Origin of the sequence: Streptantibioticus ferralitis, assembly GCF_029223525.1 — a bacterium.
Classification (GTDB): domain Bacteria; phylum Actinomycetota; class Actinomycetes; order Streptomycetales; family Streptomycetaceae; genus Streptantibioticus_A; species Streptantibioticus_A ferralitis.
Window position 1 is genome coordinate 1 of the sequence record NZ_JARHTQ010000005.1, and the last position, 12,661, is coordinate 12,661.

The window sequence follows — 12,661 nt, forward strand, 5'->3', positions numbered from 1 at the left end:
CGGGTATAGAATTTTTTGTTCGTGATCCCCGGCGGGGGGGTGCCTAGCTGGGACTCGTGGTAACAGAACACCCGGTCGGGTGTTTTGGTTTGGGACCCCCAACCCGCCGTTGCCTTGACTTTGGGCCCCGGGGCCCGGCAGGGTTGGTGCACGGTCCCGGGACCCTGGTCGTCATGGGTCAGACGGCCGTGTCCGTGTGCCATACCGGCTTGCCGTTGGAGTTGGAGTAGATCGCCACGTTGCCGTCGGTCTGCACGACGAGCCGCGCGCCCTTGCGGCCGGCGGTGTCCGACTGCCACACGGTCTTGCCCTTCTTGTCCTTGACGACGAGGTTGCCGTCCCTCTGGAAGACCGCCTGGTTGCCCTTGCCCGGTGTGTTCGTCGACCACCGGACCTTGCCGCCACGGCCCCGTACGACGAGGTTGCCGTCCTTCTCCATCACCAGCCGCGCCTGGCCCGAGTCGACCGTGTCACCGGCCTTGAACACGGTCGGGGCACAGACCACCAGGTTGTCCGGGAGCCGACCGCCGGAGAGCCTCTTCAGCGTCGTCATGGACGGGACGATGGTGTAGACGCCGCCCTCGGTTCTGACGAACTGGCCGAAGGTGACCTTCGTCGTACCCGACTCGCCCTCGAAGGCGATCTCGCTCTCCAGGCCGATCATCGGGTCCCGGCCGGGTGTGCGGTCGCCGTCCGGGTCATCGGGGTTCCCGCGGCCGTGCGGGAAGTCGGGGTCGTTCACCCACGCCTGCTGGCAGAACTCGAACTGCGTGACCAGATCGGCCTGGTAGGAGATGAACAGCAGCCCGCGTGGGGAGTCCGGGCCGCACCCCTGACCGCCCGCGGGGTCGAACGGCTGGCCGTACGGCGCGCCACGCCGGATCATCCGGCGCCGGGCCATGAACTTCTCGTCGACGAGCTCACCGCCGTCCACCAGGCCGTCCCGCGGATTGCACTTGCGGATGTGGGAGAACAGCGGGGTCAGCAGCCCGTCGGGGTCGTCCTTGAAGCTGAGGTCGTTGTCCGTGGCCGCGTCCGGATCGGAGAAGTTCTCGGCGTCCGGGCACTTCGCCACCGGTGTGCCGGAGCGCCAGCGGCCCACCATCCGGGCGGCCAGCCATTCCGCGGTGGCACCGCGGTCCACGGCCTTGCGCTCCTTGAGCACCTCCAGTTGCTCCCGCACCTGCGCCCACCAGCCGGGAACATCCTGGGCCAGCCGCCGCACCACCTGGAAGGAACCGTTCAGCGCCCATTCGGGAACCGCCGACAGATGCTCGCTGGCGCGCTCCTCGCCGATGACGAACTCTCCGGCGGGAATGATCCGGGTTCCGGGCTTTCCGTGCTCGTAGTCCGGATCGGCTGGATCGGCCTCGTCGAAACCGCGGACGGCGGGTTCGCTGACGCCGTCCTTGAAGCCGAAGTGCTCGTGTCCCCGCCGGGGCACCGGAAGTGTCGCCGCGTCCTGCTGGAAGATGATCAGGACCTTGTTCCGCACCGCGTCCTCACGCTGGTTGGTGAGGGCGGCCCGCAGGTCCTGGGGCCGATCCGCCGCGACGGTGAGTACGGCGTGCACCTCCTCCCCCACGCTGTTCCCGAACAGCCAGTCCTCCGGTGAATTGTCACCGGTGTCGCCGTTGATTCCGGCCCGATAGGCCGCGCCTTCCTTGAACGCCCGGGTGGTGCCCGGGGCGGGGTTGCCGGGAATGGGTTCCTTGCCGCCGGTGAGGAACTTCAGACCGGGATGGGTGAAGCTGACATTGATCCAGGTCGCGTTCATCGCTCCCGGATCGTCGCCGCCCGAATGGCGCCGCGCGTCGCTGAACGACTTGTTGAACGCCGCGACCTGCCTGGTGGTCGAGATCTGCGGGATCAGGCCCTTGAGCCACCTGCGCGCCTTCGCTTCGTCCTGGAACTTCAGGAACAGCAGCGTCATCTGATCCTTCCGGAAACCGGCGAGTACATCGCCCTGGATTTCCCGGCTTTCCCGCAGCTTCAGGGCAGCGGCGGACGATTTCATGCTTCCTCCAGCCAAGTCGGAATGAGACCCCTCCGACCTGTGGGCTACCCGGGCGACCTGGCGGTGCGAGACGGCCGTGGACGTCCTTCACCCCGACAGCGCTACGGGCTCACCCCATGGCAGTACCGCCGGTGGACCGGGGCCCGCATCCGGGCGTACGGCCGTCGCCATCCGTCCCGCCGTCAGTCCGCGACGGGCCCACCGCGCCATGTCGGCAGCGCGCGATGCCCGACGGCGGTGTCGAAGGCGGCACGGGCCAGCAGGCGGGTCGAGTCCAGCGTGGGCAGCGCGGAGTCGTCGGGCGTGACCAGGAGCGGGATCTCGGTGCACGCCAGGGCGACCGCGTCACAGCCCCGGGCGGCCAGTCGCTCGATGACACGCAGGTAACTGCGCCGCGAGCTGTCGGTGAGGACGCCGTTCACCAGCTCCTCGAAGATAATGCCGCTGATGACCTGGCGGTCTGCCGCCTCCGGAACTTCGCAGCCGATGCCGCGACCGGCCAGGGCCCTGGGGTAGACCGGACCGTCCATCAGATAGCTGGTGCCCAGCACGCCCACGCGGGTGCGTCCGTCGCGGGCGGCCCGGTCGGCGACCACCTCGGCGATGTGCAGGCCGGGAAGCGCGAGATCCTCCCCGGGCTGTTCGAGCGCCTGGTGCGCCGTGTTGTCCGGGCAGACGAAGAAGTCCGCGCCCGCGCGGGCGACGCGCCGGACGCTCACGGACAGCGTGGCACGGATCGAGCCGTAGTCCCCTTCGTCCCAGGCCGGCATGCTGCGTGCCAGGGCGATGAAGTCCAGTGTCACATCGGGATGTTCATGCGGGCCAAGTTCACGGAAACCTTCCTGACAGAAGGACCGGAAGCACAGCGCGGCACCTTCAGAGCTGTGCGCGACAATGCCGAGGTGGTGCATGGGGTCTCCCGCGGTGTCACGATGTGATGTGCCGTCATCCGCGTTGGCACTTAAGCCTTCATCGTAAAGATCTCACTCATGAGCCCAACGACTTGGATCGGGCGCCGAGTTCACGAGTCGGCGGCCACCCTACGCGGCTGGACCGCCGGCGACCCGCGCAGGCGGCGGCCGTTTGACCGCCGCCGCACGCCCGCCGGCCCAGCGATATCCAATAGGCACGCGGATATCGCCCCTCCGAATACCGATAGCCGTGAGCCGCTCGGGGCGCGCGGAGCGGATGGTTCTGTCGCTACCGCGGAAGTCCACCGACTACCATCGAGCCACATCACTCCTGGTGGGCACGCGGCTGCATTCCGTCAACCCGCCTGCGCTTCCACCCACCGTCCGGGAATTCAGCACCCATCGGGACTTCCTGATTCAACTGGGCGGCTTCGCAACCGTATCGGCCCTGGCGTCGTCATTCCTGTCGTGTCAGCCCCGATCCCCCCGCACGCCTGGCAGAGCACCAGCCGACGGCCGTTATATTCAACTACCCGGCCACGACCGGGTTCAGGTCGGAACGGTCGCCGGTGGTTTCCCTGCCGTGTCCCGGACACCGCCCTGGCGGCGGTGGAGAAGAAGGAGCCCCGGCCGGCGGCGCCTTCGAACCCACTCCCGCGCTTCCTCGTATGTTCCATTGACTGTGCGCGCCCGATGGTTCGCGGCGCAGACGCGCACGAAGAGATGCAGGAATTGGCGACTGATGGCAACTAACGGCTATCCACCGGTAACTGACGGTGCTCCAGGCAGGCACGGTCCCATCCCCACGATCGTCTATGTCTGCGAACCCGATACCGCAACCGCTGAGCGGCTGGCGGATCTCTGCCGGATCCATGCGGCGCAGCGGGCGTGGTGGGTTGTGGACACCGTGATCGAGCAGACCCCGAACGCCCCGCTGAACAAGCGCGAAGGGTGGACGCGGGTCAAGGCGGCCCTCGACCAAGGTGCCGTGGGCATAGTCATCACCTGGAGCCCGATATCCGTGGCTCCCGGACTCGCCGAATTCCAGGTCCTGCAGGCGGAGTTCCGCGTCAACGAAGCGGTTCTGGTCGCGGTGACCGGCATACCGGATCCACCATCCGCGCGTCGCAGCCCAGCGGACTGAAGGCACCGCAAAGCACTCCCCGGAGCCACAGGAGAACCGCGTCGAACGCGGGCATCCCCCGACACCTTGGAAAGGCCATGCGACCATTTGCCCTCACCTACGCCCGGCGCCCGATACCTGAGCCGGAGACGTCCTTCGCCTACGACCCGGAGCAGCAGCTGAACGTCCTCGCCGACGGCACCCCGGCGGTGCGGAACCACAAGGTTCTGCTCGAAGCCGGTTCCACGACCTCGACCGCCGGGTCCAAGACACACTTCGACGACTGATGACGGTTCTGATCCTCACCCGTCCTGAGGATGTCACCGCCGACATGGTCGTCGACCATCTCAACGCGATGGACGCACCGGTGCTGCGTGTCGACCCGGCCGACTTCCCGGAAAGGGTGTCCCTCACCGCGAGCTTCGCGTCCGGCGCCCTTACCGGAAGGATCACCACCGAACACCACAGCACCGACCTTCGCGATGTTCGAGCGATCTGGGTGCGACGCCCGGGCCCGCCGGGCAACGGCGCGCGGGCCCAGGCGGCTTGGGTGGCGCTGGAATCGGACCACGCCTGGTACGGGACGCTGCGGGCGCTGACCGGCGTGCGATGGATGAACCACCCGGACGCGCACACCGCGTGCCGCTACAAGATGCGGCAGCTCGTACTCGCCCAGACGGTCGGATTCAACGTCCCGGCAACGGCGTTCACCAGTGTGCCCGTTGACGCGAAAGGCTTCGCGGAAGCCCATGGGCCGCTGGTGTGCAAGTCGGTCTCCGGCCAGGCGCCGAACGATCCGCCACTGGCCCTGCCCACCACGCCGGTACCCGACGGCACGGATTTCGCGGCCGTCGCCGAAGCGCCCACCTGTCTGCAGACGCTGGTGGACAAGCGGAGCGACATACGCCTGACCGTTGTGGGATCCGAAATGTTCTGCGCGCGCGCCGACCAGTCCTCCCCGGGGCAGGCGGAATTGGACTGGCGCTACGCGGATCCGCAGACCGTACGGTGGCGCGGCGTCGCCGTACCGCCGGACATCAGGAAGAAGACCGAGAGCTTTATGAAGCTCGCCGGACTGGTGTACGGAGCATTCGACTTCGCGGTCACCGCCGATGAGAGCTGGCACTTCCTGGAATGCAACGCCTCCGGCCAGTTCGGATTCATCGAGTTGGCCGCCGGACTTCCCATCTCCCGTGCGATAGCCGGCTGGCTCGCAGGGCTCCGGCGTCCGGTCTAGGCGGACCACCCCGGCCAGAGGGCGCATGCGACCCCCTGGCCGGACCCGATCAGCGGGCGGTGGAGAACCAGCGGCGCGGGTGGCGGGTCAGGCTGTACCCGGCCACGCCCGCGACGGCCGCGAGCACGCCGCCCGCGGTGGTCCACAGCCATCGGGTGGACAGGCTGGAGAACCAGCCCTTGGCCCGCTCCACCGGGCGCGGCGCGGAGGCGGCGGCCGAAGGAGCCGACGAGGGGACCGCGTCCGGCGCCAGCGTCGCTCCGGGGTTGACCGGGGGCGACAGCGGGGCCTTGAGGGTGGCGCCGTCCGGCTGGGCGTCGCCGTTCTGAGCGGTGATCCGCAGATCCGTCTGGATCGGCAGACCGAGGTCCGGTTCGGGCAGATCGGTCGCGGACAGCCGCAGGTAGTAGGTGCCCGGCAGCGGATCGCCGGACCAGGACTCGGCCCATGAGCGGACCTGCCTGAGGGTGCAGCCGAGCGAGACGGTGGTGTCACCGGTTGCCGCGGTGACGGTCTGCGCGCCCGCGGTGCAGGCCTGGCGGCGGCGCAGACCGTCGAAGGCCTCGACGGTCCAGGTCGCGTTGCCGTGGCGGCTGGCGGCGGGCGGCAGGGTGATGGTCACCTCGACCCGGTCGGTCTGACCGGCCGCGGCGGCGAACGACCAGTACAGGTAGTCGCCGGTCGAGGCGGACAGCTTCGCCGACTGTCCGGGCCGCACGGTGGTCGCGGTGAGGAAGGACGTGCCCGCGGTGGTGACCGTGGAGCTCGCACTGGGACTTGGGCTGGGCGAGGCGGAGCCGTCGGCGGCGGCCGGTCCGGCGGCGGACAGCAGCAGGACGACGCCCGCGGCGGGCACCGCGGCAAGTGGCATGGCGCGCATGGTCAGTTCTCCTTCCAGACCGCGATCCGCCAGCGGGCGAGCCAACCGGTCAGCAGACCCGCGAGCAGGCCGACCACGGCCAGCATGGCGAGCAGCGCCCAGCCGCGGCCCAGGTCGGGACCGTGCGGGGCGGCCGAGGAGGACACCACGTCGACGGTCAGCTCCAGGGGCATGCCGGGCGCGGGCTGCGCGGCGGTCTGCGCGGAGAAGGAGTTGCTGACCACCAGGCAGACGGTGTTCGGCGCCGAACCGGAGGGCGAGGGTGACGCGGTGGGGGTCGCCGGGGCGCCCTGGTCCGACCAACGCAGCCCGGCGGACAGCACATCGGTGCGCCCGCTGCCGGCGTCGGTTCCGCGGACCAGCTCACGCCCGTCCTGGGCGGTGGCGCGCAGCAGCACCCCGTAGTCCGGGTTGAGGGCGCGGTCGAGCGCGACGCTCACCGAGGCACGCAGTTCCTGCCCGGGTCGCACCGGCACCCGGAACCAGCGGTGCTCGGCGAACCGCTCGCGGTCGGCGTAGACACCGGGTGCCAGGATCGGTGCGCTGGCGCACTGTTCGGTCCCGGACACCTGCTGCGGGGTCTCCTGGTAGGTGTCGTTGGCCCGGTGCACCAGTTGGTCGAGTCGGCCGGTGAGCTGGTTCTGGCTCTGAACGGCCGTGTAGGTGCCGCCCGTTGCCGAGGCGATGCAGGTGAGCTGCCGTCGGACCTTGTCGTCCAGGGTGAGACCGAGGGTGTCGACCACCAAGTGGGTTCCCTGGGCGGCGAGTTCCCGGGCGACGTCGCAGGGGTCGGGGGGTGCGCAGTCGTCCTCGCCGTCGGTGATCAGGACGATCCGCCGGGTGGTCTCACCGGTCCCCAGGTCCTTGGCGGCGGCGCGCAGCGCGAGCCCGATGGGGGTCCAGCCAGTGGGGCGCAGGGTGGCGATCGCGGTCTTGGCCTCGGTCTTGTTGACCGGGCGGACCGGCGATATCTGCCGGGTGTCCTGACAGCCGACCGCCTTGTCGTTGCCCGGGTACGTCGAACCGAGTACCCGGATGCCCAGTTGGGTCTGGTCGGGGAGGGCGTCCACGACCTCGTCGAAGGACTGCTGGGCGACGGAGATCCGGCTGCGGCCGTCGATGTCGGCGGTTCGCATCGAGCCGCTGTCGTCGAGCACCAGCTCGACCTTGGGCGGTTCCTTGGTGGTGGGTTCGTCGGCGGCGGCAGGGGGCGCGCCGAGCATCGTCAAAGCGGCCAGCATGCTGAGCAGGCCGGCCGCGTACCGTCTTCTGTTGATCACCAGACGATCGTAGTGATCTTCAGCTCACCTTCTCGCCACGGTCGTTGACCGCACACCCATGGATTCGTGCGCCTCGGGACGGTAGAACTGATGCCCGGAACCAGTGGCAGATGATCATGAAGGGTGGAGGTTAACGGAGGCTTTCCCATGGATTTCCGCCTCCGCCGACTACCGTTCTCGATCGCTTGATGAGACTCCCACCGGACCTGTAACACCGCAGCCCAGCCAAGGAGACGCGCTCTTCATGACCGGAATCAACCGCCGCAGATTCATGCAACTGGCTGGCGGCACAGCCGCCACTTCTCTGCTCACCGGCGCCATCGCCCGCGCGGCGGAGATTCCGGCCCATCGTCGTACCGGCACCCTGCAGGACGTCGAGCACATCGTCGTGCTGATGCAGGAGAACCGTTCCTTCGACCACTACTTCGGTACGATGCGCGGCGTACGCGGCTTCGGCGACCCGCGTCCGGTGGTCCTGCCCAGCGGCAAGCCGGTCTGGTACCAGTCCGACGGCGCGAAGGACGTCCTGCCGTTCCACCCGGACGCGGACAACCTCGGCCTGCAGTTCCTCCAGGATCTCGACCACGGCTGGGACAGCGGCCACAAGGCATGGAACCAGGGCAAGTACGACCAGTGGGTACCGGCCAAGACCGCGACCACGATGGCCTACCTCACGCGCAAGGACATCCCGTTCCACTACGCGCTGGCCGACACGTTCACGATCTGCGACGCCTACCACTGCTCGCTGCTCGGCCCCACCGACCCGAACCGCTACTACATGTGGACCGGGTACGTCGGCAATGACGGCACCGGCGGCGGCCCGGTCATCGACAACGCCGAGAAGGGCTACTCCTGGACGACCTACCCGGAGCGGCTGGAGAAGGCCGGGATCTCCTGGAAGATCTACCAGGACGTCGGCGACGGCCTTGACGCCAACGGCTCCTGGGGCTGGACCCAGGACGCCTACATCGGCAACTACGGCGACAACTCCCTGCTGTACTTCGACGCGTACCGCAACGCGGCCCCGGGCAGCCCGCTGTACGAGAAGGCCCGCACCGGCACCAACGCCAAGCAGGGGCAGGGCTTCTTCGACATCCTCAAGGCCGATGTCAAGTCCGGCAAGCTTCCGCAGATCTCCTGGATAGCGGCGCCCGAGGCGTTCACCGAGCACCCGAACTGGCCGGTCAACTACGGCGCCTGGTACATCTCCCAGGTGCTGGACGCGCTGACGTCGAACCCCGAGGTCTGGAGCAAGACCGCGCTGTTCATCACCTACGACGAGAACGACGGCTTCTTCGACCACGTCGTGCCGCCGTACCCGCCGTCCTCGAAGGCGCAGGGGCAGTCGACGGTGGACGTCACCGGGGATCTGTTCAGCCCCTCCGGGTCCGACAAGAGCGTCGCCGGACCCTACGGGTTGGGCCAGCGGGTGCCGATGTTCGTGGTCTCGCCCTGGAGCACCGGCGGCTACGTCTGCTCCCAGGTGTTCGACCACACCTCGATCATCCGTTTCATGGAGGAGCGCTTCGGGGTCCACGAGCCGAACATCTCCCCCTGGCGCCGCGCGGTGACCGGCGACCTGACCACGGCGTTCGACTTCTCGAAGTCGAACGTGAAGGTGCCGACGCTGCCGGACACCAGCGGCTACATCCCGCCGGACCACAACCGGCACCCCGACTACGTGCCGAAGCTCCCGGCGAACCCCGCGCTGCCCAAGCAGGAGCCGGGACTGCGACCCGCCCGGCCGCTGCCGTACGACCTGTCCGCGGACAGCCACATCAGCACCCGCGGCGACCAGCTGTCGATCGACTTCGCCAGCCACGGCAAGGCCGGTGCCACCTTCTACGTCGCGTCCGCCGCACATGCGGACGGACCGTGGACCTACACCGTGCAGGCCGGACGGCAGCTGTCCGGCCACTGGAGCCTCGCTTCGTCGCAGCACGCGGAGTACGACTTCACGGCGCACGGGCCCAACGGCTTCGTACGGCAGTTCAAGGGCCGCCCGGCCGGTGCGGGCCCCGAGGTCAGCGCTCGCAACGAGGCGGGCAGCGGGCAGGTCCGGCTGGTCCTCACCAACACGGGCACCACGACCGTGAAGCTCACCGTCACCGACGGCTACGGGAACGACCACCGGGCCGCGTACCACCTGCGGCCCGGCGCGCAGGTCGTCCACACCGCGAACACCCGCCGCGGCCACGGCTGGTACGACCTGTCCGTCTCCTCCGACCACGACAGCACGTTCCTGCGCCGCCTGGCCGGTCACGTGGAAACCGGTCACGTCAGCACGAGCGACCCGGCGATCGCCACCCACTGAGGTACATCGCCCTCCCGCACGACGAAAGGTGCCGTCCGCCGGTGGAATCCGGTGGGCGGCACCTTTCGTCGCGTTACCCGGTGGGCCGCGGGCCCTAGTTGGGCACCGACCAGGGGGTCCGCCCACCGACCCCGGCCTGGGAATCGAGGTCGCGGTCAACTCCCCGTCAACGTGCACCGGCCGGGACGGAATACGCGAGTACGCTACCCGCCTCGGCACCGCCGCCGAACAGCTGACGCGGCCATCCCGACAGGCGACCAGCGCGACAGCACCCGTCCCCGCCTTGGGCTCACCCCCGCGGCCCGATCCCCCCACACGCTCCCCCATGTCCACACTCACACAGAACACCCGCCTGGTCGGCGATCCGCCGCAGGCCGCCGCCGAGCCACCGCTCGACGCCCGACCGTCCCGGCTGCCCCGGCAGTGGCCCGGGGCGCTACGCCATGCCGCCCCCGCGCTGGCGGGCTATGCCGCGATCCGGGCGGTCAGCCTGGCGCTGTTCACGGCATGGGGCGCATGGCGGGCCGTACCGGTGTGGCACCGGATGGGGACGCTGTGGGACGCCACCGCCTATCTGCGCATCGCGGCCCGGGGCTACCCGGAGGCCCTGCCCACGCCGGACGCGCACGGCCACCGCTACTCCGATCTCGCGTACTTCCCGCTGTACCCGATGTCCGTCAAGGCCGTGCACGCGGCGTTGCCGGTGTCCGTTCCGTGGGCCGCACTCCTGGTGGCATGGGTGTCGGCCGGGGCCGCGGCGTGCGGGATCTTCGCGGTCGCCGCGCATCTGTACGGCCGCCGGACGGGGGTTGCCGCCGCACTGGAGTGGGCGGCGCTGCCGCACGCGGTAGTGGCCAACCTGGCCTACACCGAAGCCCTCTTCGCCGCGCTGACCGCGTGGGCGCTGTACGCGGTACTGACCCGCAGTTGGCTCTGGGCGGGCGGGCTGAGTTCAGCGGCATGCCTGACCCGGCCGACCGGGATCGCGGTGGCCGCCGCGGTGGCCGCCGCGGCCGCGGGGCAGTTGTGGCGGCGGCGCCACGGGCAGGCCGTACCGTGGTGGCTGCGACGGCAGCCACGATTCCGCTGGCGGCCGGTGCTGGGCGCGGTCATCGCGCCCCTCGGCTGGTTCGGCTTCGTGGGGTGGGTGGGACACCGCCTGGGGCGCTGGGACGGGTACTTCGCCGTGCAGCTGGCGTGGAACTCCCACTTCGACTTCGGGGTCACCACCGCCGAGCAGGTCTTCCAGGTCCTGCGGAACCCCATGGCCTGCGGGATCAGCGCCATCGCGGTCACGGTGGTGCTGCTGGCGGCGGTCGTGCTGTTCGGCTACTGCTGTACTGAGGGACAGCCGGCGGTACTTCTGGTGTTCAGCGCCGCGATGCTGACCATCACGCTCGGCGACGCCGGGGCGTTCCTGTCGCGCGCCCGCTTCCTGCTCCCGGTCTTCCCGCTGCTGCTGCCGCTCGCGACCACTGCGGCCCAGGCCCGATCCCGCCTCGCGGCCGGGTTGGCGGTCGGCGCCGCGACCGTCATCTCAGCGGGACTCGGGCTGTATCTGACGTTCAACAGCGCCTCGTCGCTCTAGAGTCGGCCCATATCGATATCGGGGGAACAGGGACCATACAGGGGCATACATCCCCGCTGGGAGGCGGTGAACCGTATGACCGCGCCATACGACAGCTTGGCGTCCGCCCGGGCGCCGCGGTGGGCCGGGGGCCCTGCTGCGGTCGCCACCATCCATGTGGTGGACCAGGGCGGAGTGCCGGGGGCGAAGGACCCCTTCTGCCTCGGCAACTGGGGCGAGCCGCTGGGCGTGCTGAGCCTCGTCGTCGAGGGGCCCCTGCTGGCGCTGTCGGTGGCGATGCTCACCCGCCGACGGCACGACCCCTGATGAGGCTGTCGCCACCCGGCTGGTGACACACCGTCATCCGATGCCCGCCTCGGACACCAGGACCTCCAACCCCGGCTGCGCCTGCCCGGGCCGGGACAGGTACAGCGCCGTGTGGTACCAGCCGTCCGCCTCCTTGCCCGCCGGGTCCAGGCCCGCGGCGGTGAGCGCCTCGATGGCGCTGCGTTGCTCGGACGTGCCGGTGAACAGCCGCTGCGGGTACGTGCGCGCGGTGTGCCGTTCGGTGGCGAGCCCATGGGCGGCCAGGCAGCGGACCACCGGTTCGTACGGCACGGCGCGCAGCACGAACGCCGCCACCCAGACCGGGAGTTGGGCGGACTCCAGCAGCGCCTGGAAGGTGCGCGCGGAGATGTAGCCCACTCCGCCGGTGACGGTGATCAGGCCGACACCGGCCATGGCGCGCCGCAGCCGCGGACTTGGCTCGGCGGACTCCAGGTCCTCGACGAAGCCGTCGTCCAGGAGTCCGACGTCCTGCGCGTACCGGACGGCGTTTCCGGCGGCATCCAGCCCGAGGACACGGATCGGGTCGGCTCGGCGGCGGGACGTGTAGAACTCCTTGTCCCGCTCGACGAGTTCGGCTCGCGAGCACGCCCGCGCCTCCGGGCCGGTGTAGTGCGCGTACAGCTCATCCAGCGTCAGATGGTGGTTGAGCAGCGCGGCGTTGATCCCGTACGAACAGCACAGGTCGAGCACGGCGAACGGACCCCGAGGGCCGGGCGTCGCGTCACGTGCGGTGAGCACACGCCGGAACACTGGCTGGGCGTGGTGCGGAATGCGGTATGCCAACGGTTCGAGCCTGCGGAAGTAGGCGCGTGGGTCCGGCTGGTCGTAGATGTCGTCGAAGCGGCTCTTGCCCGGTACGGTGCTGGTCCGCCTACGGGTCATGCAAGCCTCTCCTTGCTGCCGTCGGTCACGCTGAGCAATACCATGCAGGTTGTAGCGTCGGCGAGAAACCAATGGTAGAACGCGGGTCGAAAACCGGTCATT

11 protein-coding genes are annotated in these 12,661 nt (G+C 69.6%); 6 read left to right on the top strand and 5 right to left on the bottom strand.

Annotation, left to right across the window (positions count from 1 at the left end):
• Positions 1–178 precede the first annotated feature (178 nt).
• Positions 179–2,017 (bottom strand): Dyp-type peroxidase, encoded by a 1,839-nt coding sequence (locus P2L57_RS09105; protein ID WP_275811199.1) that lies wholly within the window; start codon positions 2,015–2,017, stop codon positions 179–181.
• Between the two features lie 182 nt (positions 2,018–2,199).
• A complete protein-coding gene (locus tag P2L57_RS09110; protein ID WP_344184818.1) occupies positions 2,200–2,820 on the bottom strand; it encodes an aspartate/glutamate racemase family protein in 621 nt (206 codons plus the stop codon).
• 850 nt (positions 2,821–3,670) lie between these two features.
• On the opposite strand from P2L57_RS09110, the gene P2L57_RS09115 reads away from it, so the two are divergent.
• The 3 genes from P2L57_RS09115 (at position 3,671) to P2L57_RS09125 (ending at position 5,288) form a co-directional block, all read left to right on the top strand.
• Complete coding sequence (locus P2L57_RS09115; RefSeq protein ID WP_275811205.1) at positions 3,671–4,072, top strand: hypothetical protein; 402 nt, start codon at positions 3,671–3,673, stop codon at positions 4,070–4,072.
• A 77-nt stretch (positions 4,073–4,149) separates the two neighbouring features.
• A complete protein-coding gene (gene tgmA, locus P2L57_RS09120) occupies positions 4,150–4,338 on the top strand; it encodes a putative ATP-grasp-modified RiPP (protein WP_275811208.1) in 189 nt (62 codons plus the stop codon).
• The gene (locus tag P2L57_RS09125; protein ID WP_275811210.1) at positions 4,338–5,288 is read left to right on the top strand and encodes an MvdC/MvdD family ATP grasp protein; all 951 of its coding nucleotides are present in this window, start codon (positions 4,338–4,340) and stop codon (positions 5,286–5,288) included. The genes tgmA and P2L57_RS09125 overlap by 1 nt, the downstream gene beginning before the upstream one ends.
• A gap of 49 nt (positions 5,289–5,337) precedes the next feature.
• On the opposite strand, the gene P2L57_RS09130 is transcribed toward P2L57_RS09125, so the two are convergent.
• Both P2L57_RS09130 and P2L57_RS09135 read right to left on the bottom strand, forming a co-directional pair.
• Positions 5,338–6,168, bottom strand: coding sequence for a peptidase (locus P2L57_RS09130; protein ID WP_275811214.1), 831 nt, complete (start codon positions 6,166–6,168; stop codon positions 5,338–5,340).
• A 2-nt stretch (positions 6,169–6,170) separates the two neighbouring features.
• Positions 6,171–7,448, bottom strand: coding sequence for a VWA domain-containing protein (locus P2L57_RS09135; RefSeq protein ID WP_275811217.1), 1,278 nt, complete (start codon positions 7,446–7,448; stop codon positions 6,171–6,173).
• Between the two features lie 244 nt (positions 7,449–7,692).
• Between P2L57_RS09135 and P2L57_RS09140 the strand changes: the two genes are divergently transcribed.
• The 3 genes from P2L57_RS09140 to P2L57_RS09150 all read left to right on the top strand — a co-directional run bounded on the left by P2L57_RS09140 (position 7,693) and on the right by P2L57_RS09150 (position 11,656).
• The gene (locus P2L57_RS09140; RefSeq protein WP_275811220.1) at positions 7,693–9,762 is read left to right on the top strand and encodes a phosphocholine-specific phospholipase C; all 2,070 of its coding nucleotides are present in this window, start codon (positions 7,693–7,695) and stop codon (positions 9,760–9,762) included.
• 325 nt (positions 9,763–10,087) lie between these two features.
• Positions 10,088–11,350: a putative hexosyltransferase gene (locus P2L57_RS09145; protein ID WP_275811223.1), complete on the top strand. Its 1,263-nt coding sequence runs from the start codon at positions 10,088–10,090 to the stop codon at positions 11,348–11,350.
• Positions 11,351–11,425: 75 nt separating this feature from the next.
• Positions 11,426–11,656, top strand: coding sequence for a hypothetical protein (locus tag P2L57_RS09150; protein WP_275811226.1), 231 nt, complete (start codon positions 11,426–11,428; stop codon positions 11,654–11,656).
• Positions 11,657–11,689: 33 nt separating this feature from the next.
• On the opposite strand, the gene P2L57_RS09155 is transcribed toward P2L57_RS09150, so the two are convergent.
• A complete protein-coding gene (locus P2L57_RS09155; RefSeq protein WP_275811229.1) occupies positions 11,690–12,559 on the bottom strand; it encodes a hypothetical protein in 870 nt (289 codons plus the stop codon).
• Positions 12,560–12,661: the final 102 nt, after the last annotated feature.